This window comes from Intrasporangium chromatireducens Q5-1 (assembly GCF_000576575.1).
Taxonomy (GTDB): domain Bacteria; phylum Actinomycetota; class Actinomycetes; order Actinomycetales; family Dermatophilaceae; genus Intrasporangium_A; species Intrasporangium_A chromatireducens.
In genome coordinates this window covers 1-20,239 of sequence record NZ_AWQS01000063.1, presented here as the reverse complement: position 1 = coordinate 20,239, position 20,239 = coordinate 1, and the positions used below count along the sequence as shown (strand labels likewise).

Sequence of the window (20,239 nt, the reverse complement as noted above, 5' to 3'; positions counted from 1 at the left end):
AGGGCGACCGCGGCGGCGCCGTCGTTGATGCCGCACGAGTTGCCCACCGTGACCGTTCCGCCCGGGCGGAACACCGCGGGAAACCGGGCGAGCCGTTCGACGCGCAACCCCGCGCGGGGAAGCTCGTCACGACTGACGCCACCGACCGGGACGACCTCGTCCGCGAAGACGCCCCGCGCCTGCGCCGCGACGGCCCGCGCGTGGGAGCGGGCGGCATACGCGTCCTGCCCGGGCCCGCGGGACGCCGCGCTCTTGCGCGAGGAGGTCAGCGGCATACCCCATGTCGACGTCGCGCGGCTCGGGCGCGAACGGGGCCCGCTCGTACCGGACCGCCTCACCCTCCGGAGGCGGGGGCCACATCCGCCACGGCGCGGTCGACGCGCTCTCGACACCACCGGCCACGACCAGCTCCCGCCCGGACTGGACGAGCCGGACCCCCAGCTCGATCGCCGCGAGACCACTCGCGCACTGCCGGTCGACGCTCAGCGCGGGAACCTCGTCCGGAAGACCCGCGGTCAGGGCCGCGACCCGGGCCACGTTGCCGCCCGGACCCATGCAGTTGCCGAGCACCACCTCATCCCGGACGCGGCCCGCGTCCGCGACGACGGCACGCAGCGCCGCCGCACCCAGCTCCGCCGCCGTCACGTCTGCCAGTCCGCGACCGGCCGTGCCGATCGGGGTACGCCGCGCCGCGACGATGACCACGCCGGTCACCGGGCACCGCCCAGCGTGGTGCCCAGGACGGACGCCAGCGCGGCCCGGTCCACCTTGCCCGCCGGCGTCAGGGGCAGCGTGTCGGCCCTGCGCCAGATCCGCGGTCGGTGTGAGGCCGGCAAGGTACGAGCCGCGGCCCTGAGCCGGGGCTCATCGGCCGGGTCGACGCACGTCACCGCGAGCACCTCACCGAAGACCGCATGTGGCAGACCGTGCACCGCGAACGGGCCTTCGGCCACCCCTGCCAGCACGGCCTCCACCTCGGCCAGCAGCACCGTCGCACCCGCCGTCGTCACCGCATCGGGCCGTCCCAGCACCTCGAGGACACCATGCCGGATCCGGCCCACGTCACCAACGGTGGCCCACTCACCGTCCCGCCTCAGCGGCCCCGGCGCACCGTCGTACCCGTCGCAGACCGACGGTGACCGCACCCAGATCGACCCCGGGCCGGGCGTGTCACGGATGGCGATCTCCACGCCGGCAAATGGCCGCAGCCCTGCCGGCACGGGTCCGGCTCCCTCATTGCGACGCGGCGCACTGGCCGCGACGAAGCTCAGCTCGGCCGCACCGTAGTAGTGCGAGACCGTCAGCCCCCGCGCCGCCGCCCGCAGGGTGAGCCGCTTCGACAGTGCCGCGCCGGCCACCGCGACCCAAGTCTCTCGAGGTAGCTCAGCACCGCGCATCTCGAGCTGGGCTGGCGTCAGGCAGGCATGCGTCGCCTCGCCCGGGTCATCCACGCGCGTGGCCCCCACCACCGCGGCATGCACCGCCGCGAACAGCACCATCGTCGACGTGAGCGGCCCGGGCAGCCAGACCCGCGCTCCCGCAGCGACACCCGACAGTTCCGAGTAGGCGGCGAAGCTTCCCCACCAGGACTGCGTCGAGCGCAGCACCCGTCGCACGGCACCAGTCGTGCCCGAGGTGGCCAGCGAGAGCCGCGTGCCCGCCCGGTGCGCGGCCAGCACCGCCTCAACCGGGTCAGCGTGCTCCTCCGGACGGACGGCGTGCACTCGATCTCCTTGCCCTCCAAGGACCCGCATGTGAGGGACCTCAGGCGCCGAGGGTAACGTTGTCCAGCAGCCGGGCCCGTCCGAACCGTGCCGCCAGAGACACCAGCGCCGCGCCCCGGCCCTTCCGTTCGGGGTCGACCAGTTGCGTGGTGTCGTCGATCCATTCCAGCTCGGCGAGGGTGTCCGGATCCGCGACGGAAACGTAGTCGAGCTCGGCCAGCGGCTCGGCCCGCACGAGCTCGCGGACCACCGACCGCATCAGCGCAGCGTCGCGCAGCCCAGCGGCATACCGCGCCTCGGCCTCGGCCAGCGCGCGCCGCAGGACCGGCGCGGCGGCGCGTTCGGGCTCGGTCAGGTAGATGTTGCGGCTGCTCATGGCCAGCCCGTCCGGCTCGCGCCACGTCGGGCCCACGATGAGCTCGACGTCGAGCCCGAGGTCGCGCACGACGCTGCGCAGCACCGTGACCTGCTGGGCGTCCTTGGCGCCGAGCACGAGCCCGGTGGGGGCCAGCACGCCCAGCAGGATCGTGACGACCGTGGCGACGCCGTCGAAGTGCCCGGGCCGGCTGGCGCCCTCCAGCACGGACGCGATCGGTCCGTCGACCGTGACCCGGGTCGCCGCCCCGCGCGGGTAGATGTCCGCGACGTCCGGCACCCACACGAGGTCCACACCGGCCGACTCGAGCACCGCCAGGTCCCGGTCGAGGTCCCGCGGGTACGCCGCGAAGTCCTCGCCAGGGCCGAACTGGGTGGGGTTGACGAAGATCGACACCGCCACGGCGTCATGCCCACGGCCCGCGACCTCGACGAGGGAGAGGTGCCCGTCATGCAGGAACCCCATCGTCGGCACGAACCCGACGCTCCCCAGGCCGGCCCGTGCCCGGCGCGCCTGCTCACGGCTGCGCACCACGTGCATCAGCGGCCCTCGCCGGTCGGTCCGAGCACGCCGCGCACCTGGGCGAGGACCTGCTGGTCCATGGTGGCCGCGTGTTCGGCTCCCGGGAAGTCACCCGCGCGGACCGCGGCGACATAGTCATCCAGGCCGCCGACGATCTGATCGGCCAAGGTCCGGAACTGGCGGGCGTGGCGCGGCACGAAGTCCTCGTAGAGGCCGAGCAGGTCGTGCCACACCTGGACCTGACCGGCACAGCCGGCCCCGGCGCCGATCCCGATGGTCGGGATCGACAGGTGGGCGGTCACCTCGGCGGCGAGCTGCGCGGGGACGAGCTCGAGGACGACCGCCCACGCGCCGGCCGCCTCGAGCGCGAGGGCGTCTCGGATCAGCTGGGCGGCGGCGGGCGCGTCACGGCCCTGCACCCGCACCCCGAGCTGGTTGACCGACTGCGGGGTGAAGCCGATGTGGCCCATCACCGGCACGCCCGCCTGCACGAGGGTCTCGACCTGCGGCGCTACCTCGGCTCCGCCCTCGAGCTTGACCGACTGCACACCGGCCTCGCCCATCAGGCGCCGCGCCGCCGCGACCGCATCCGAGGCCGTCGTGTAGGTCAGGAACGGCAGGTCACCGACCACGAGCGGCCGGGTCGAGCCCCGGACCACGGCGCGTGCCGCACGCACCATGTCCTCCAGGGTGACCGGGAGCGTCGAGTCGTGCCCGAGCATCACCATCCCGAGCGAGTCCCCGACCAGCAGCAGGTCGACGCCGGACCGGTCGGCGAGCCGGGCCGAGGTGTAGTCGTAGCAGGTCACCATGACCAGCCGCTGCCCCTCGGTGACCCCGCGGGCCAGCTGGCCGATCGTCGTCCTCATTCGCCGACCTCCGCGGGGACGGGTGTGGCGCCGGGCAGCCCGGCGGGCCCATCGGCGGCCGGTCCGCGCAGCGCCCTCGGGTCCGCCCGGTCCACGACCACGTCGGCGATGCTGTTGTCGGCGGCATTGACCAGGACGACGCGCGGATGCCAGTCGCCCGGGACCGGGACGGCCACCTGCTGGTAAGCCATGACAATCACCAAGTCGCCCGGCTGCACCAGCCGCGCCGCGGCCCCGTTCAGCTGCACCTCCCCGGAGCCGCGGGCACCCGGGATCGTGTACGTCTCCAGCCGGGCCCCGTTGTCGATGTCGACCACCTGCACCCGCTCGTACGACTCGATCCCCGCCGCGTCGAGCAGGTCCTCGTCGATGGTGATGCTGCCGACATAGTGCAGGTCCGCCGCCGTCACCCGCGCTCGATGGATCTTGCCGCTGACCATCGTCTTGAAACGCATGCGCTGCAGGATAGGGGCGCGGCGCGCCCGCCTCCCCCACATCGTGGCCTTGCCCACACCACGCCGCAGGCGGCGCACGGGACGGCAGGTCAGTGCGACGCTCGCTCGACGACCCGGGCCAGCGCCTCATAGAGCCGCACGGTCGCATCATCGTCACCGAGCGCCGTCAGGTGGCGGGCCACCGTGCCCGCATCGCCCCGCACCCACGGCCCCGTCAGACCATCCGGTATGCCGCCCGCCACCACGGCATCGCGCGCCGAGTCCACCAGCGGGCCGAGTGCCGCGAGCGCGTCCGGCTCGGTCAGGCCGCACGCCTGCAGCTGCGCGGCGGCGGCGACCATGACCGCCGCTGTACCGTTCGCCGCCAGCACGGCGGCGGCGTGGTAGCGGGCCCGGTCGGCCTCGCGGACGCGCAGCAGCCGGCCCTGCAGGGCGCTCACGAGCCGAGCGAGGACGGCCTCTGTCGTCGCGGTATCCGTGGTGAGCGCGTGCACTACGCCGGGCCGCACGCCGGTCTCGGGCGAGGGAAAGGCCTGCAGCACATGCCACGCCGCGACCGGCAGCCCAGCGGCAGCGAGCGGGGCCAGCGCCGTGACCCCCAGAGCACCACTCAGGTGCGCCACGACTGGACGGCGGTTCGACGGGCGCGCGTGTGCCGCGAGATGTGCCGCCAAGAGCTCGAGGGCGTCATCGGGGACGGCGAGCAGGACGACGTCCGCTCGGCTCAGCGCTTCCGGCGGCGAGCACGTCTCGAGCCCCAGCCGGGTTGCGATCGCGCGGACAGCACCATCCCGGGTCCCGAGCACCGGCACGGGTACGCCGGCGTCCAGCAGGGACCGGGCCATCGAGCCTCCCGCTCGACCCGGCCCCACGACGGCGACGGTCGGCGTCGCCCCATCCGGGCGGTGGCGTGACGTGCGCGGCACGGTGGCATCCTGCCAAGAGGTCCGCGGGCCACGCCACAAAGGTTGGCCGACTGTGCGATCCGTCACAGGGGCCGTCCGATGCTATTGCGTGACAAGGCGATTGCGCGGATTGGGAGTAGCGACCCGCGCCACCACGCGGCGGCCGGGAGCCTCAAGGTGCTCGCTGGCAGGACGTACGCTTGCCTACGGCAGCGTAGGTTACGGTCTCGGAGGTGTGGCATGGCTGACCAGCACCCGGTGGTCATCCAGGGCGGCATGGGCGTCAACGTCTCCACCTGGCCGTTGGCCCGCGCGGTGGCCCAGCGTGGCCAGCTCGGTGTCGTATCCGGCACCGCCCTCGACGCGGTCCTGTCCCGAGGACTGCAGGACGGCGACCCTGGTCGGCACCTGCGCCGGGCCCTCGCTGCCTTCCCCGACCCAGAGATGGCCTCCCGCGCGGTCTCGCGCTACTTCATCCCGGCCGGGCGCACCCCCGAGACCCCGTATCGGCCGAACCCGACCTTGACCGTCACGCCGACTCGAGCCGCGCTCGAGCTGGCGGTCCTCGGCAACTTCGTGCACGTCTGGCTCGCCAAGGAGGGCCACGACGGCCCGGTCGGGATCAACTTCCTCGAGAAGATCCAGATGGCCACCCCATCGGCGGCTCTGGGGGCGATGCTCGCCGGGGTCGACTACGTGCTGATGGGCGCCGGCATCCCCCGCGAGATCCCCCAGCTGCTGACCGACCTCGCCGCCGGCCGGCCCGGGCGGCTCACCGTCGAGGTCCACGACGCGACCCGGACCCACACGACCACGATCGAGCCGGCCGCCCTGCTCGGCGCCCACCTGCCGGCCCTGAACCGGCCGAGGTTCCTCGCGATCGTCTCGCTGCACAGCCTGGCCGGCTATCTGGCCCGCGACGAGGCGATCCGCCCCGATGGGTTCGTCGTCGAGGGGCCGATCGCCGGCGGCCACAGCGCCCCACCGCGCGGACCGCTCACCCTTGACGAGGCCGGCCAGCCCGTCTACAGCGCCCGCGACGATGCGAACCTCGGCGCCATCGCGAAGCTCGGGCTGCCGTTCTGGCTCGCCGGCGGGTACGGCACCCCAGAGCGCCTCACCGACGCCCTCGCGGCCGGCGCCGCCGGAGTCCAGTGCGGCACCCTGTTCGCCCTGTGCCGGGAGTCCGGGCTCACCCCGCAGCTGAGGAGACAGGTCCTCACCGAGCTCGCTGCCGGGACGTTGGTCGTCCGCAACGACCCCCGCGCGTCGCCGACCGCGTTCCCGTTCAAGGTCGCCGCCCTGCCCGGCACCCTGTCCGACGAGAAGACGTATGCCGCTCGCCCCCGGCTGTGCGACCTGTCCTACCTGCGCGAACCGTTCGAGCGTGCCGACGGCTCGGTCGGCTACCGGTGCGCCGCCGAACCGGTCGACGCCTACGTCCGCAAGGGCGGCACGGCCACCGCCACCGAGGGCCGCAAGTGCCTGTGCAACGCCCTGACCGCCAACGTCGGCCTCGGCCAGCACCGCCGCGAGGGTTACGACGAGGTCGCCGCGGTCACCATCGGCCAGGACCTCGACGGCGCTCGGCACCTACTCGAAAGTCACCCGCACGGCTGGACCGCGACAGAAGCACTCGACTGGCTCCTCACTCCCGTCCCGTGAGGCCAAGCGTTGCCTCTACCGCTGAAACCCATGAACCAGCCGCCCAACGCCCGAGGCTCGGCTGCCATCGGGGGCACCGGCACCGGTCAGGTGATGCTGGCCGTTGCCTTCCGCAGGATCTCGGCGCTGCGCTCGAGAGCCTGCCGTTCATCACCGGTCATGCCGGGAAGGTAGGTGTGGCTGACATCCCCGGCGCCCAGCGCCGACAGCAGGGCGAGGGTGACCTGGCGATCCGGGTCGTGCGCGGCCACCGTGAACAGGGCCTGTTCGTCACACGGGAACGCCTCGCCAAGACGTGCCACGACAGCGCCGATGCCGCACTGGCTGGCGTCGATGCCCTCGATGATGCCGATGTTGGCATACCGAATCTTCGACGGCGTCTCCTCGCACGTCCTCAAGCCAGTCCCCCCGCCGCAGGGTCTGCAGACGACCGAGGAGTTCGGCACGCACGCGCAGTGGCACGCCCGCGCGATTAGCGGTGTCGCTGACCGTGGGAACAAACGTGGACCGGGGTCCCGTGCCGCCGCGGCCGCCGACCGCCCGGGTGGCTGCAGAGGTTACCTCGATGCCGACGCCGTGGACCAACCGTAGGTGACGCGACAGGCGTATCCGACGTGCAGGCGGGCCCTGCCCGTCGTCCATGTGTGGTGGTGGGGTCGACCAAGGCGATGGAATGAGTCATTGGGGGCCGGGAACCGGCGGCCCGACGCGTGGGCCGGATATGGCGAGGGCGGACCAGGTGCCTCCGGTCGGCGAAGGGTACCGCACCGATCCGCCGCACTGGCCCGCGCTCGCGCTCCACGGTAGGGGTCGGTGCTCGCTGCTGGCTAGACCCTCAATGCGGGTTCAGTGGGAGCTGTGGGCCATACCCCGCCGGGCGCCGGCCCCATTTCACCCGGCGTGAGCCGGCTGAGATGCGAGCTTGTGAGTCCCGGAGGGGCATGGAGCGCGCTCGGAGCACGAACCGTTCGCCGACGGGGGGGCTTGCGAAGGGTTCGATGCACGAGAGCACTGGACGGTAATGTAGCGACGCGCCCGGTCCGGGATGCAGGCGATGAGACGCAAGTCACGGTGGAACGCGAACCGGCCTCGCACCTAACGGACGCGCGAATCTCCGAATTCGGGCATTTGCCGTACGTGCATCGTTATCGTCTCCGCCATGCGGAACCGCCAACTGGGCTTGCTCATCATCGCGCTCGCCGCGGTCGTGATGCTCGCGCTCACGCTCTTGCCGACGCACCTGACCGTCGTGGGCAGCGAGATCTCGTGCGGCATGCCGTCGGTCAGGGTCGCCCTGTATCTCGGGGCGTCGGACGTGAGCCTGCTCTCCCGGGCCTGCTACGCCGAGTCGCTGCCCCGCGTGCTGCTCGGTGCCGCGGTCGCCGTCATCGGTGTCCTGGCGGGTCTGGCGGTCTCCGCCTCGCGCCGGCCACTCATGCACTGACACGCTGCGTTGCAGCGGTGCCGTGTCGACGCTCTGTGTCATGGTCCCGGGCATGAGCCAACCCCGCAGGATGACCTCGTCTTCGACCGCGGCAACTACACGCCTTTGGCCCGTGCCGCACGTGCGGTAGCGCAGTGCGCGTGCTCGCCGTGGGGGCGGGACCGTGGGCCGGCTATGCCTTGACCGGCGGCAGGACTATCCACAGTACGCGCCCGCCATACGTACGTCGCGCCCCATGCAGTTCGAAAGTCCGCCGTGCCCGGGGGCTGCCCCTCGAGGCCAGCGCGGCGTCGAAGCCCTTCGCGATCGCTTGCCGGCACAGCTCGTCAGGCTCGGCCACGCCGTTGTCGAGCCGATGCGCCGTCTCGAACATCCACCACGCGAGCCGTTCACGCGCGTCCCTCACCAGCTTGTCGACCGTGCGGTTCATCGTGCTCATGCGCTCATCGCCTGCCGGATCTCAGGCCCACAAAGAAGCCCACCTCCCGGACCGTGCCGTGGCTCCCATGCGATAGCGCCGTCTCGCATCGCGACCATCGCGTCTCACCCTTGTTGCGCCAACCGGGACAGCCCGCCGCGATCTCCGCATCCCTGCCGCGTGCCGCGTGTTGGCAGCGCATCGCAGCGGCCGGGGTCAAGTGACCGAGCCGGCTCATGAGTTCAGCGAGCGTCGCACCCGTCTACGCCGCAAGGACCGCGCCCCGTGTACCGCAGGTCTTGGAAGCGGAGATCCCCGCGGCCGGCCCGTCCCGGCCGGCATGAAGATGTCCTTTTCGTGCATGAAGTGGCGCTGCGGGTCCCTGTCATCGTTGGGGATCAGGAGCGTGAGTATGACAAGTTGATTTGGCCCCACCGTGATGGCTTGGAATCCAGCGAACGTGGCAACACCGAGCGAGGGTGGAGCACGTCATGGTGGAGCAGTCAGCAGGTCGGAAGGTGCCGGGTCCGGCGCCGTTGACGCGGCAGCGCCAGGAGTACGCGCGGCTCATCGCGCGGGGGGTCAGCAACGCCGAGGCGTGCCGGCTCGTCGGGGTCAACCGGCGGACCGGGACACGCTGGCGGTACGGGCGCACGGTCCCGGCCCGGGCCGGTGGCGAGCGGGAGTATCCGGCCATGATCGAGGTGACGAACACAGGGGCGCCGCGGTCGCCGCGGTACCTGTCCGAGGCCGAGCGAGAGGTGATCGCGGATCGGCGTCGGGCCGGCGCCAGCATGCGGGCCATCGCGCGGGAGCTGGGCCGCAACGTCTCGAGCGTCAGCCGTGAGCTGGGCCGTAACCGCGACGACGCGGGCCGCTACCGGCCGTCCGCGGCGCAGCGAATGGCGACCACACGGCTAGCGCGACCAAGGCAGCGGAAGGTCGCCGCCGACCGGTCCCTCGGCGCGCTGGTGCAAGGCTGGCTGGATCTGAAGTGGAGCCCGGAGCAGATCAGCGCGGCCTTGGCGATCGCGTTCCCGAACGCCCCGGCACGGCGGCTCGCAGCGGAGACGATCTACCAGGCCCTGTACGCGAAAGACGCTGTGCTCCAGCGGGATCCGGCATCGTGTCTGCGGTCAAGGCGCCGTCGCCGGCGTCCGCATCGCCGGGCCGATGCCCGTCGAGCGCGAGCCCAGGTGGCGCGTCCCTCGATCAGCGAACGCCCCGCAGAGGCCGAGGACCGGCGCAGCGTCGGACACTGGGAGGGCGACTTGATCACGGGCGCCTCGAACCGCTCCGCGATCGCCACCCTGGTCGAACGCGTTTCCGGCTACACGGTGCTGGTGCACGTGCCCGGCAGGCACTGCGCGGACGTGCTCACCCCGGCGCTGGTCGCCGCGTTCACCGCGCTGCCAGCGAGCCTGCGCCGGTCGCTGACCTGGGACTGCGGAACGGAGATGAGCGACCACCACCTGCTGACCGCCGCGACCGGGATGCCGGTGTTCTTCGCCGACCCGCACTCGCCCTGGCAACGCGGCAGCAACGAGAACGCCAACGGGCTGCTACGCCAATACTTCCCCAAGGGCAGCAACCTGGCCCTTCACTCCCCGGACCAGCTGCTCCGAGTCCAGGACGAGCTCAACGGCCGTCCCCGGAAACGCCACTCCTGGGCCACCCCTGACACCCGACTCACGGCGCTACTCTTGGCCCCTCAGTAGCAGCCACTGTTGCCACGTTCGCTGGATTCCAAGCCACTCGTCATCCTGGTGCCCGAGCAACACTTCGAGGCGACGCCGGCCCCCGCTCCGTGAGGATCAAGCCATTCAGCACCGGCGCCCGAGACCCTCCGCCGCTCGGTCGCAGCGAGCCGCAGCCCAGAAGCGAGCGCGCCCCCGGCTGGCGCGGGTCAACACCAACCAGGAACTGCACCAAGCAAGCAGGCGCGCATTAGGAGGCGTCGCGTGCCTGGCCGGAGCCACTGGCGTTGCTCAACTCGCCGACGAGTTCGGTCCAGAAGTCTAGGGCGGCGTGCTCGAGTCTGAGTCCAAGGCGCAGCGAGACGAGGCGGGGGGCGAGTCTGTCCACTGCCCCGTACCTCTCTTCCATGTCTTCGTAGACCCGGATGCGGTCGCTGTGTTGGCGCACCTGCTCTTTTGCCATGGTCAGCACGTCCTTGCCGGACGATAGCTCGCTGAAGAACAGTTTCAACTCGGCAACGTCGCGCACTTGCATCGGCTCGGTCACGGGTTCTGCGAGCCAGCGTCGCAGCGCCTGGCTGCCTTGGTCTGTCACGGAGAAGGTCTGGCGGCGTCGGCCATCCAATTCTGTGGCGACCTCGAGCAGGCCCATCTCCGAGAGTCGGCGTGGCTCCGAGTAGAGCTGTGCGTGCGGGAAGGACCAGAAATAGCCGACGGAGTGTCCTACTGCGCGTTTGAGGTCATAGGACGTGGAGGGTCCCCGTAGGGCGATCAGTCCGAGGACTACATAGGACGTTGTCGTCAGGCGTTCCGTTGACATGGCCGCGACAATACAGTAGCGTCACGCTCCATCCTAGACCGTCTGAAACGGATGGTGCGAAGCGGACGTAAGGAGGGTCGCATGATCGACGCCGTGGTCAACAAGGAGCGGTTCGTTGGACAACCGTTGGCGCGGATCGAGGACCCGGCTCTGTTGACGGGTCGGGGTCGGTTCCTAGACGATCTCGATCCCTTGCCAGGCACGCTCGTCGCCGCGATCGTCCGTAGCCCGCATGCACATGCCCGTATCCGCGGCGTGGACCTGGAGCGCGCCCGCGCCCATCCCGGCGTGGCCGCCGTCATCGGCCCCGAAGAAGTGCTTACGGCTCTCAGGCCATTCCCGCTTTCCTTGCGGGCGCCGATGCCCTACTACCCGACAGGCACCGACAAGGTGCGGTTCGTCGGCGAGCCCGTTGCCGTGGTGGTGGCAACTGATCGGTACACCGCCGAGGACGCCGCAGAGCTCGTCCATGTCGACTACGAGTTGCTGCCGGCCGTGGTCGACACGAAGTTGGCCATGAAGCCGGACGCGCCGCGGCTGCACGACACCGCGAACAGCAACATCGCCAGTGACCGGGTGTTCAACTTTGGCGAGGTTGACGCCGCTCTCGAGCGGGCCGCGCATGTGGTGACCGAGGAGTACAGCTTCCCCCGCTACTCCTCGACCCCGATGGAATGCTTCTCAGTCATCGCAGAATGGCGCGACGAGGCCGACGGGCCGCGCGTCACCGCCTACGCGAACTTCCACGGCCCGTTCTCCATGGTTCCCGTCCTCACAGGGGCGCTGGGGATCAGCCCTGCCCAGCTTCGCCTGATCGTGCCCCAAGATATTGGTGGGAGCTTCGGCATCAAGGCCGGGATTTACCCCTACATCGCCCTACTGGCAGTGGCCAGCAGGCACGCCGGGCGCCCGGTGCGCTGGACCGAGGACCGGATCGAGCACCTTCTTGCCAGTTCGGCCGGCTCGGACCGGATCATGCGCTTCACCGCTGCCGTGGACGCGCAAGGCTGTGTGCAGGCGCTCGACGTCGACTTCATGGAGAACGTGGGAGCCTACCTACGCCCGCCTGAGCCGGCCACCCTGTACCGCTGCTTTGGGAACATCACCGGCGCATACAGGATCGACACCGTGCGGCTCCGCTCCCGCGCCGTGGTGACGAACAAGGCACCAACGGGTCTCAACCGCGGCTTCGGCGGTCAACAGCTCTACTTCGGCCTCGAGCGCCTCATGGACAAGGTCGCTCACACCGTTGGCCTCGACCCATTAGAACTACGCCGACGCAACCTCATCCCGTCGGGCTCCTTCCCGTATGCCACTCCGACCGGCGGCATTTATGACTCCGGCGACTACGAGAAGGCCCTTGCCATGCTCGTCGAGTCGAGCGGCTATAGGGCGCTGCGCGCTGAACAAGCCGCGGCACGTGGGCGCGGCGAACTCGTCGGCTCGGGCATCGCCGTCATCGTCGAGCCCTCGGCCACCAACATCGGCTACGTCGGCCTCGCAACACCCCAGGAGGAGCGGAAGATCGGGCGAGAAAAATCCGGGTCGACCGAGCACGTCCGGGTCACCGTCGACCCGTATGGAGTCGTCTCGGTCCTCTTGGGCACCGTGCCACAAGGGCAGGGCCACGCGACCGTCGCCCGGCAGGTCGTCGCAGATCAGCTGGGTCTGCCGCTGGAGATGGTCGTTCCCAAGGTGGACATGGACACCTCGACCACGCCTTGGACCGTCACGTCCGGCAGTTACTCCTCCAGGTTCTCTCCGCTCCTCACATCAGCGATCGTGGAGGCGACCGAACGCATCGCCCAGACCATCAAGGTCGCCGCAGCGGTGTTGCTCTCCGCCGACCCTGCCGAGCTCGAGCTGGCCGGCGGCAACGTCCGCGTGGCCACAGCGCCCGAGCGGTCGGTGAAGTTCCGGCATGCGGCCGGCCTCGTGCACTGGGACCCGGGCTCTCTTCCCGACGGCGTGAACGCCGCCCTGTACGCGGAGGCAGCGTTCACTCCACCGGAGGCGACGGCCCCGTCAAGGACCGATCAGGTCAACTCGTCCCTTTGCTATGGCTTCGTCGCCGAACTGGTCCAAGTGCGCATCGACCCCGAGACCTACGAGATCTGCATCGAGAAGGTCAACGCGATCCACGACGCCGGAACGGTCCTCAATCCGCTCCTCATCGAAGGTCAGGTGCACGGAGCGATGACGCACGGCCTCGGCGGTGCCCTGTACGAGGAAATGGCTTACACCGACGCCGGTCAGCCCACTTCGACGTTCATGGACTACCTCGTACCGACCTCCGCCGAAACCGGTTTCCCCCTCGTGGCCGAGCGACTCGTCACGCCATCACCTGTCACCCGGCTCGGTGCCAAGGGTTCCGGCGAGGGCAGCAGCATGAGTTTCCCCGTCGCCATTGCGAATGCCGTCGCCGACGCCCTTTCCGGCTATGGAGTCGAGATCACCTCTCTGCCGCTCCACGGCAACGTCATCGACGCCCTACTGTCCACCCGCGCTGACAACAAGAGAAACGAGCAACCATGCCCCTGACCGGTGGAAACATCCGTCTCGAGCGCAGCCACGACGGCCGCGTCGCCAATCTGACCCTCGACCACGGCCGGTACAACATCGTCACCATGGAGACCCGCGCGCTGATGTCCGAGCGCTTCGCCGAGATCGACGCGGACAGGGACGTTGCCGTGGTCGTCATCCGCGGCGACGGTGAGCATTTCACCTCCGGTGGTGACATCGCCGGGTTCATGGAGGTCGAGCCCTTCGACCTGACCGACCTCGGACACGACATCACGGCCCCGGCACGCTCGCCCAAGCCGGTGATCGCGGCGGTCGACGGCTATTGCTTCGGCGTCGGATTCGAGCTCGCCCTCGCAACCGACATCCGGCTGGCCACCAGCCGCTCGGAGTTTGCGCTGCCCGAGATGCGGCTCGGCATGATGCCCGGCAGTGGCGGCACCCAGCGCTTGGCTCGCCTCATCGGGCTCTCCCGAGCCAAGTACCACGTGCTCACCGCTCAACGCATCAAGGCGCAGCAAGCACTCGATTGGGGCCTGCTCGCCTCGGTGTCCGATGACCGGGAAGGTCTCGAGCGCGAGGTCGACCGCGTGGTCAGCACCCTATTGGGCTACTCCCCGGTGGCGCTTCGCACCGCCAAGGAGGTGCTCGACCGGGGTGTCGATGCCCCGCTCGCCTCCGGCATCGAGCTCGAGCGCAAGTCCTATGCCATGCTCCGTGCCACGCACGACTTCGCCGAGGGGGTCGCGGCCTTCCGCGAGAAGCGCGCCCCCTCGTTCACGGGCCGCTGATATGAAGGCCGCTCCCTTTGCCTATGTCCGTCCGACCCGGCTCGGGGACGTGGTCGCCGAGCTCGTCCGCGCAGACGAGGACGGCGGCGGCAAGGTTATCGCCGGGGGCCAGTCCCTCGTGCCGGTCCTGGCCATGCGGCTCGGGCGTCCGAGCACCCTCGTGGACATCACCGATGTCGATGAGCTCAAGCAGGTCGACCTCATCGATGGGAGTCTGCGGGTGGGGGCTGCCGTGCGTCAGCGGCGCGTCGAGCGTGACTTCCGCGGGGTCGTTCCGCTGCTCAGCCAGGCGCTACCGTGGGTCGGGCACCGCGAGATCCGAAGCCGAGGCACCGTATGCGGCTCCCTCGCCCATGCCGACCCAGCCGCGGAAATGCCCGCCGTGGCCAGTTGTCTCGGCGCCACGCTCGAAGTGACCGGGCCGGGAGGAGCCCGCCGCATTGCCGCGGAGAAGTTCTTCTCCGGCGCCATGACGACCTGCCTCGGACCCACCGAGGTCGTCACCGCCGTGCGGATCCCACTGCCGCGCCAAGGCGACGGGTTCGGGTTCGCCGAACTCGCCCGCCGGCACGGCGACTTCGCCGTAGCCGGCGTTGCGGTACGGGTCCGCACGCGCGGGGGCACTGTTGAGGAGGCGGCGGTCACCGCCTTCGGCGTATCCGACCGGCCCCGGTACCGCGACCTGCGTGACGAGCTGCAGGGCGCCGTCGAACGCGCTGGAGTCGACGCGATCGGCATCGCCCGCGAGCTCGGCGACGCGGTGACCGCCATGGCCGACCAGATCGTGACCACGGCCGGGGACAGCCACGGATCCTCCCAGTACCGCCGTCGCGTCCTCCGAGCCCTCGCGACCCGTGAGCTCGTCCACGCCTACCAATCGAGCCTGGAGCCACCGCGATGACCGCACTGCACGCCCTCACAACCTCCCTTGGACGACTCTCAGGAGGACGCGGCACCGTTGCAGCCGATGCCGGGACGCTACGCGTGCGGGCCGACGAGACGGTCACCGTCTCCTTCACGGTCAACGGCCGCCCGGCCAGCGTGGACGTCGCCCCCCGAGTCACGCTCGCCGACGCACTGCGAGACCACCTGGGTCTAACCGGCACCCACCTCGGCTGCGAGCACGGGGTCTGCGGAATGTGCACCGTGCTGGTCGACGGCGACGCCGCGCGGGCATGCCTGCTTCTCGCATGCCAGGTGGAGGGCGCCGACATCATGACGATCGAGGGGCTCGGCAAGGCCGACGACCTGCACCCGCTGCAGGAGTCCTTCGGTCGCCACCATGCGTTGCAGTGCGGTTTCTGCACCCCGGGGATGCTCATGAGCGCCTACGACCTGCTCGACCACGAGCCTGGAGTCACAGCCGAGGAACTCCCGGTGAAGATGTCCGGCGTCCTATGCCGGTGCACCGGGTACCGCAACATCATTGACGCGGTCGCCGAGGTGGCCCAGGCGAACCCTGAGACCGTCCCGCCGCCGCGCAACTGCTCCACCGCAACACTCCTTCCCCGCACGAGCGTCGGCGGGCGCAGGAGCATCCGTCCGGATAACGAGGCGGACGCCCGGCCGAGCGCCGTCGAGATCCGGATGCCGCAGACGGAGCCAACCACCGCCATCGAGGTCGACGATGACGTGACCGCCCGCGTCGACGCCGTCTGGGACGTCATGGAGGATACGGAGAGACTCGCCCGCTGCCTCCCCGGCGCGGAACTCATGGCCGACTTCGGCAACGACCGCTACAAGGGCCGGATCCGGGTCTCTCTCGGGCCAGTGAAGCTCGCCTTCGTTGGCGACATCCACGTCATCGAGCGGGATCCACAGACCCACACAATCCGCGCGCTGGCACAAGCGGAGGACGCCGGTGGCGGCAGCGTGCAGGCAGACGTGCTGTTCAACGTCGAGCCGCGGGGCGAAGGCAGCGTCATCCATGCGCGCGCCGGACTGCACATGACGGGCCGCATCGCCCAGTTCGGACGGTCCCTGGCAAGTGACGTCAGCCGCGACATGTTCAAGCAGTTCACCAGGGCCCTCGACGCCACCGCCCGAGGGGAGGCCCCCACCTTGGTCGAACCGCCCAGCGCCATCGCCATCGCGGCCCAACTGGCCACCTCCCGGCTACGAGCCATCCGCCGACGCGTCAGACGAGCCATCCGACAACGCCTAAAGAGGGAGGAGTGATCAATGGAGATCGGGCGCACGCTCACGTGGACGGCTGAACGATTCCCCGAGCGGCTCGCGTTCGCAGGATCCCGCCGGATGACCTACTTCGAGTGGGACGAGCGCACCAACCGCATCGCCAACGCGATGCTGAGCCTCGGTGTCCGCCCGGGAGACCGGGCGGCCATGTTCCTGTCGAACTCGGAAGCCATGGCCTCAACCCATCTGGCGCTGCAAAAGATCGGGGTGATGTCGACACCGTTGAACATCCGTCTCTCGGCTCCGGAACTCGCCTATTGCCTGCAGAACTGCGAGCCGGCCGTCGTCGTCACCGACGACGTCGCCAGGCAGGTGGCCAAGGAGGCACTCACGATGTCGCCAACACGGGCGAAGATGCTGCACACCGGCAGCCAGCCGCTCGCCGGGGCGATGGACTTCGACTCCTTGGTGCTCGCCGCCGATCCAGCCCCGCCCCGGATCGAGGTTACGGAATCGGACCCCAGCGTGATGCTGTACACCTCCGGCACAACAGCCAAGCCCAAGGGTGTCCCACGTACCCAGCGCAACGAGTTCGCCGCCTCCGTCGCACACGTGATGCAGTGCCGATACGGCTACGGCGAGGTGACCCTCGGCGCGATGCCGATGTACCACACCATGGGCCTGCGCTCGCTGTTGTCAATGCTCATTATCGGCGGCAAGTTCGTGGAGTTGCCCATCTTCAACGCCGAACGAGCCATTGGTCTGATCGAATCCGAGGCCGTCACCGCGCTGTACCTGGTGCCGACAGCCTTCTGGGCGCTCACCGAGACCGGCAAGTTGGACCGCGTCGCGACCACCGTGCGCAAGCTTGCCTTCGCCGGCGCCCCGATGACCTCAAGCCTGTGCGAGAAGCTCGAGGAAACGATCCGGCCCGACGTCTTCGTCAACCACTACGGCTCGAGCGAGGTCTACACATTCGCCATCGAGGAGCGCGCCTCCCGCAAACCCGGTAGCGCCGGACGGCCGGGCCTGTACTCACGAGTGCGCATCGTCAGCGTGGAGCCGGACGCCGGGCATGACCCGCTGCCGCGAGGGGTGGTAGGCGAGATCGCTGCCTCGCTCGAAGCCGACGATGCGTTCCAAGGCTACTGGAGGCGGCCGGACGCGGACGCCAGGGCCATCCGGGATGGCTGGTACCACACCGGCGACCTTGGCCATCTGGACGACGACGGTGACCTGTGGGTCGACGGGCGGGTGGACGACATGATCGTCACCGGCGGTGAGAACGTCCACCCCATCGAGGTTGAGGATGTCCTCTCGCGACACCCGGACGTCGCCGAGGTCGCCGTCGTCGGTCTCAAGGACGAGAAATGGGGACAGGCAGTCACCGCCTTCGTCGTCCCCGTCCGCGCGCAGGAGGACCCGGTCGCGCTCGCACGGCGCCTGCAGGAGTGGGCCCGCACGAAGGCCCCCCTCTCCCCATACAAGCGTCCCAAAAAGGTCGTTGTCATCTCGGCTATACCGAAGAGCCCCGTCGGAAAGATCCTCCGGAGAAAGCTCGTCGCCGGCGACTACGCCGTGCCCACGAGCGCGCGTGTCAGATAAGGCATTCAGCCCATCGAACGGTCGTCACCGCCCGTCTGAGACGAGGTGGAATCGTCTGATCTTCACGGCGCGGCCCAGCGCCAACTTACATCCAATTGAAACCAAAGGTGGTCTCAGTGAACAGCAACAAATCCTCCCCCGTGGGAACCGAAGTCAGCGGCAGTCCCCTCGCGGCGGCGTTCGCATCGGTCATGGGATGGGCGTTTGACCTCTTCGACCTGTTCATCCTGCTCTATGTGGCCGGCCCGGTTGGCCACCAGATCTTCCCCGTCAAGAGTGAGACGCTCAGCCTCGCTCTGGTCTTCATCTCGTTCGCTGTCAGCATCCTGATGCGGCCCGGCGGTGCGGCCATCTTCGGTAGCTTCGCGGACAGGATGGGCCGCAAACGGATCATGGTGATCGTCTTTGCCGGAGTCGGGGTATCAACGGCTGTGATGGGCCTCGTCCCGTCCTATGCCGCCGTCGGCATGGTCGCCCCGGTCCTGTTCTTGGCCCTGCGAGTGATCCAAGGCATCTTTGTCGGCGGCGTCACCGCCGTCACCCACACCCTTGGCACGGAGAGCGTCCCAGCACGCTACCGCGGCCTCATGTCGGGCCTGATCGGCGGTGGCGGTGCCGGCATCGGCGCTGCACTGGCGAGCATTGCCTTCATCACTATCAGCGCCATCTATCCAGGCCCCGCGTTCATCGAGACCGGCTGGCGCTACATGTTTGCCACCGGGCTCCTCGGCGCCCTGCTCAGCCTCTTCGTGCTGCGCAAGGTGGAGGAGTCGCCGCTATGGCTCGCCGCCAAGAATGCGAAGGTCTCGGACAAGCAGGCCAGCAAACCGCTGAGCTTCAAGGATTTGCTCAGTGGCCGGTACGGCAGGATCACCGTTCTCAATATCGCGGTCGCGGCCGGTGCCGGCGCGCAGTACTACCTCACCTCCGGCTTCCTGCCGACCTACCTTGATGTCGTCACACCGGTCCCGAGAGATGACCGTGGATGGATCTTGCTCGGGGCGAGTCTCATCGTGGTCCTCGCCGCGACAAGTGCTGGTCACCTGAGCGAGCGGCTAGGTCGGCGCCGGACGATGCTCATGATCGGCACGATCAACCTGGTCGCACTACCCGTCATACTCCTGGTCATTGCTCGGACGGATCCCGGTGCGACCGTGACGATCCTGATCCTGTGCTGCCTGCTCGCGACGCTCTCGAACGCGGCCTACGCACCAGTGATGATCTTCCTCAACGAGCGGTACCCGACGGAGATCCGCTCCCGCGGCACGGCGGTGTCCTGGAACACCGGATTCATGCTCGGTGGCCTGCTGCCGACCTTCGTCACGCTACTCAGCCCGACGACAGCGGACATCCCGGGTCGGCTCATGATCTTCATCGCGGGTGCCGTCCTGGTCTTCATCATCGCGGCGGCCCGTAGCCCCGAGACTCGCGGAGCGATCGAGCAGCACGCCACAGTCACGTTCCCGTCCGCGGCCACCATCGAGGAGGGAACCAATGCAAAACCGCTATGAGGGCCGCTCGGTCCTTCTCACGGGAGTGGCCGGAGACATTGGGCGGACCTATCTGCATCAATTCGTGGAGGCGGGAGCCTATGTCGTGGCCACCGATCTCCAGGACGCCGCTGACACCGGACAGTCCGCCGTGGACGAGGCCAACTCACTGGGCACCGGCAAGGCAGTATTCGTACCCGCCGACATCACAGCCGCGGATGACATGGACAAGGCGGTGCGCACAGCCGCCGACGCGTTCGGTCGGCTCGACGCCCTGGTGAACAACGCGGCGATCTATCAGGGCCTCGGCCCCAAGCGGCCACTCACCGAGCTGACGGAGCAGGACTGGGAACGGGTGTTGCGCGTCAACGTCGTCGGCACCTGGCAGGCGATCCGCGCGGCCGCCCCGGCGCTCAGGGCCGGTGGTGGAGGACGCATCGTCAACATTGCCTCGGTCGTCTCCCGCAACGGAGCAGCAGGTTTCGCGCACTACGTCGCCTCCAAGGCGGCTGTCGAGGGCCTCACTAGAGCTGCCGCGCGAGAACTCGGTGCCGCAGGCACCACCGTCAACGCGGTGTCCCCCGGACTCGTGGACGACACCGGTTCGCGGGCGGTAAACACCGACGAGTATATGGAGCGCGTCGCGGCAACACGGTCGATCCCCCGGGCCATGTTGCCGACCGACCTTGTCAGCGCCGTCATGTGGCTAGCGGGCCCGGACTCCGGGTTCGTCTCGGGCCAGACCGTGATCGTCGATGGTGGCGGGGTGTTCGCATGAGAAGCCCTGTGTCAAGCCGCTTGC

The 20,239-nt window shown here is 69.5% G+C and carries 19 protein-coding genes and 1 pseudogene; 10 read left to right on the top strand and 10 right to left on the bottom strand.

The annotated features are described in order from the left end of the window. From N864_RS26235 to N864_RS09715, 7 genes and pseudogenes are all read right to left on the bottom strand, one after another. The coding region (locus N864_RS26235) for a thiolase family protein (protein WP_476702741.1) at positions 1-275 on the bottom strand (275 nt) is incomplete at its 3' end. Between the two features lie 16 nt (positions 276-291). Next, positions 292-645: pseudogene (locus tag N864_RS26230) on the bottom strand (thiolase family protein); the annotation flags it as partial. 65 nt (positions 646-710) lie between these two features. Further along, complete coding sequence (locus tag N864_RS09735; RefSeq protein WP_051518414.1) at positions 711-1,724, bottom strand: AMP-binding protein; 1,014 nt, start codon at positions 1,722-1,724, stop codon at positions 711-713. 40 nt (positions 1,725-1,764) lie between these two features. After that, positions 1,765-2,640, bottom strand: coding sequence for a pantoate--beta-alanine ligase (panC, locus tag N864_RS09730; RefSeq protein WP_034715939.1), 876 nt, complete (start codon positions 2,638-2,640; stop codon positions 1,765-1,767). Then, positions 2,640-3,491 carry a 3-methyl-2-oxobutanoate hydroxymethyltransferase gene (gene panB, locus N864_RS09725; protein ID WP_034715938.1) on the bottom strand — a complete coding sequence of 284 codons (852 nt, stop codon included), beginning with the start codon at positions 3,489-3,491 and terminating at the stop codon, positions 2,640-2,642. The genes panC and panB overlap by 1 nt, the downstream gene beginning before the upstream one ends. Next, positions 3,488-3,946 carry an aspartate 1-decarboxylase gene (gene panD / locus N864_RS09720; protein ID WP_034715937.1) on the bottom strand — a complete coding sequence of 153 codons (459 nt, stop codon included), beginning with the start codon at positions 3,944-3,946 and terminating at the stop codon, positions 3,488-3,490. The genes panB and panD overlap by 4 nt, the downstream gene beginning before the upstream one ends. A gap of 89 nt (positions 3,947-4,035) precedes the next feature. Next, positions 4,036-4,872, bottom strand: a complete 837-nt coding sequence (locus tag N864_RS09715) for a Rossmann-like and DUF2520 domain-containing protein (RefSeq protein ID WP_155892890.1) — start codon at positions 4,870-4,872, stop codon at positions 4,036-4,038. A 219-nt stretch (positions 4,873-5,091) separates the two neighbouring features. Between N864_RS09715 and N864_RS09710 the strand changes: the two genes are divergently transcribed. After that, positions 5,092-6,516: a nitronate monooxygenase gene (locus N864_RS09710; RefSeq protein WP_034715936.1), complete on the top strand. Its 1,425-nt coding sequence runs from the start codon at positions 5,092-5,094 to the stop codon at positions 6,514-6,516. An 86-nt stretch (positions 6,517-6,602) separates the two neighbouring features. Here N864_RS09710 and N864_RS09705 read toward each other — a convergent pair whose 3' ends face one another. After that, positions 6,603-6,914, bottom strand: a complete 312-nt coding sequence (locus N864_RS09705) for a Rossmann-fold NAD(P)-binding domain-containing protein (RefSeq protein ID WP_034715935.1) — start codon at positions 6,912-6,914, stop codon at positions 6,603-6,605. Between the two features lie 761 nt (positions 6,915-7,675). On the opposite strand from N864_RS09705, the gene N864_RS09700 reads away from it, so the two are divergent. Then, positions 7,676-7,960, top strand: coding sequence for a hypothetical protein (locus N864_RS09700; RefSeq protein ID WP_034715934.1), 285 nt, complete (start codon positions 7,676-7,678; stop codon positions 7,958-7,960). A 172-nt stretch (positions 7,961-8,132) separates the two neighbouring features. Here N864_RS09700 and N864_RS09695 read toward each other — a convergent pair whose 3' ends face one another. Continuing rightward, entirely contained in the window at positions 8,133-8,399 is a 267-nt protein-coding gene (locus N864_RS09695; RefSeq protein WP_034715933.1) for a hypothetical protein, read from the bottom strand. Between the two features lie 470 nt (positions 8,400-8,869). Between N864_RS09695 and N864_RS09690 the strand changes: the two genes are divergently transcribed. Then, positions 8,870-10,096, top strand: coding sequence for an IS30 family transposase (locus N864_RS09690; RefSeq protein WP_034715942.1), 1,227 nt, complete (start codon positions 8,870-8,872; stop codon positions 10,094-10,096). A gap of 229 nt (positions 10,097-10,325) precedes the next feature. On the opposite strand, the gene N864_RS09685 is transcribed toward N864_RS09690, so the two are convergent. Beyond that, entirely contained in the window at positions 10,326-10,895 is a 570-nt protein-coding gene (locus N864_RS09685) for a PadR family transcriptional regulator (protein ID WP_051518412.1), read from the bottom strand. 81 nt (positions 10,896-10,976) lie between these two features. Between N864_RS09685 and N864_RS09680 the strand changes: the two genes are divergently transcribed. The 7 genes from N864_RS09680 (at position 10,977) to N864_RS09650 (ending at position 20,215) form a co-directional block, all read left to right on the top strand. Further along, positions 10,977-13,436 (top strand): xanthine dehydrogenase family protein molybdopterin-binding subunit, encoded by a 2,460-nt coding sequence (locus tag N864_RS09680; protein ID WP_051518411.1) that lies wholly within the window; start codon positions 10,977-10,979, stop codon positions 13,434-13,436. After that, entirely contained in the window at positions 13,427-14,206 is a 780-nt protein-coding gene (locus tag N864_RS09675; RefSeq protein ID WP_034715932.1) for an enoyl-CoA hydratase/isomerase family protein, read from the top strand. Before N864_RS09680 ends, N864_RS09675 begins: the two co-directional genes overlap by 10 nt. 1 nt (position 14,207) lies before the next feature. Then, the gene (locus N864_RS09670; RefSeq protein ID WP_034715931.1) at positions 14,208-15,107 is read left to right on the top strand and encodes an FAD binding domain-containing protein; all 900 of its coding nucleotides are present in this window, start codon (positions 14,208-14,210) and stop codon (positions 15,105-15,107) included. Then, positions 15,104-16,384 (top strand): xanthine dehydrogenase family Fe-S subunit, encoded by a 1,281-nt coding sequence (locus N864_RS09665; protein ID WP_081793641.1) that lies wholly within the window; start codon positions 15,104-15,106, stop codon positions 16,382-16,384. The genes N864_RS09670 and N864_RS09665 overlap by 4 nt, the downstream gene beginning before the upstream one ends. A gap of 3 nt (positions 16,385-16,387) precedes the next feature. After that, the gene (locus N864_RS09660; RefSeq protein ID WP_034715929.1) at positions 16,388-17,947 is read left to right on the top strand and encodes an AMP-binding protein; all 1,560 of its coding nucleotides are present in this window, start codon (positions 16,388-16,390) and stop codon (positions 17,945-17,947) included. Between the two features lie 116 nt (positions 17,948-18,063). Next, on the top strand, positions 18,064-19,458 hold the full coding sequence (locus N864_RS09655) for an MFS transporter (protein WP_051518410.1): 1,395 nt from the start codon (positions 18,064-18,066) through the stop codon (positions 19,456-19,458). Beyond that, complete coding sequence (locus N864_RS09650; RefSeq protein WP_034715927.1) at positions 19,442-20,215, top strand: SDR family NAD(P)-dependent oxidoreductase; 774 nt, start codon at positions 19,442-19,444, stop codon at positions 20,213-20,215. Before N864_RS09655 ends, N864_RS09650 begins: the two co-directional genes overlap by 17 nt. The last annotated feature ends 24 nt before the right edge of the window (positions 20,216-20,239 follow it).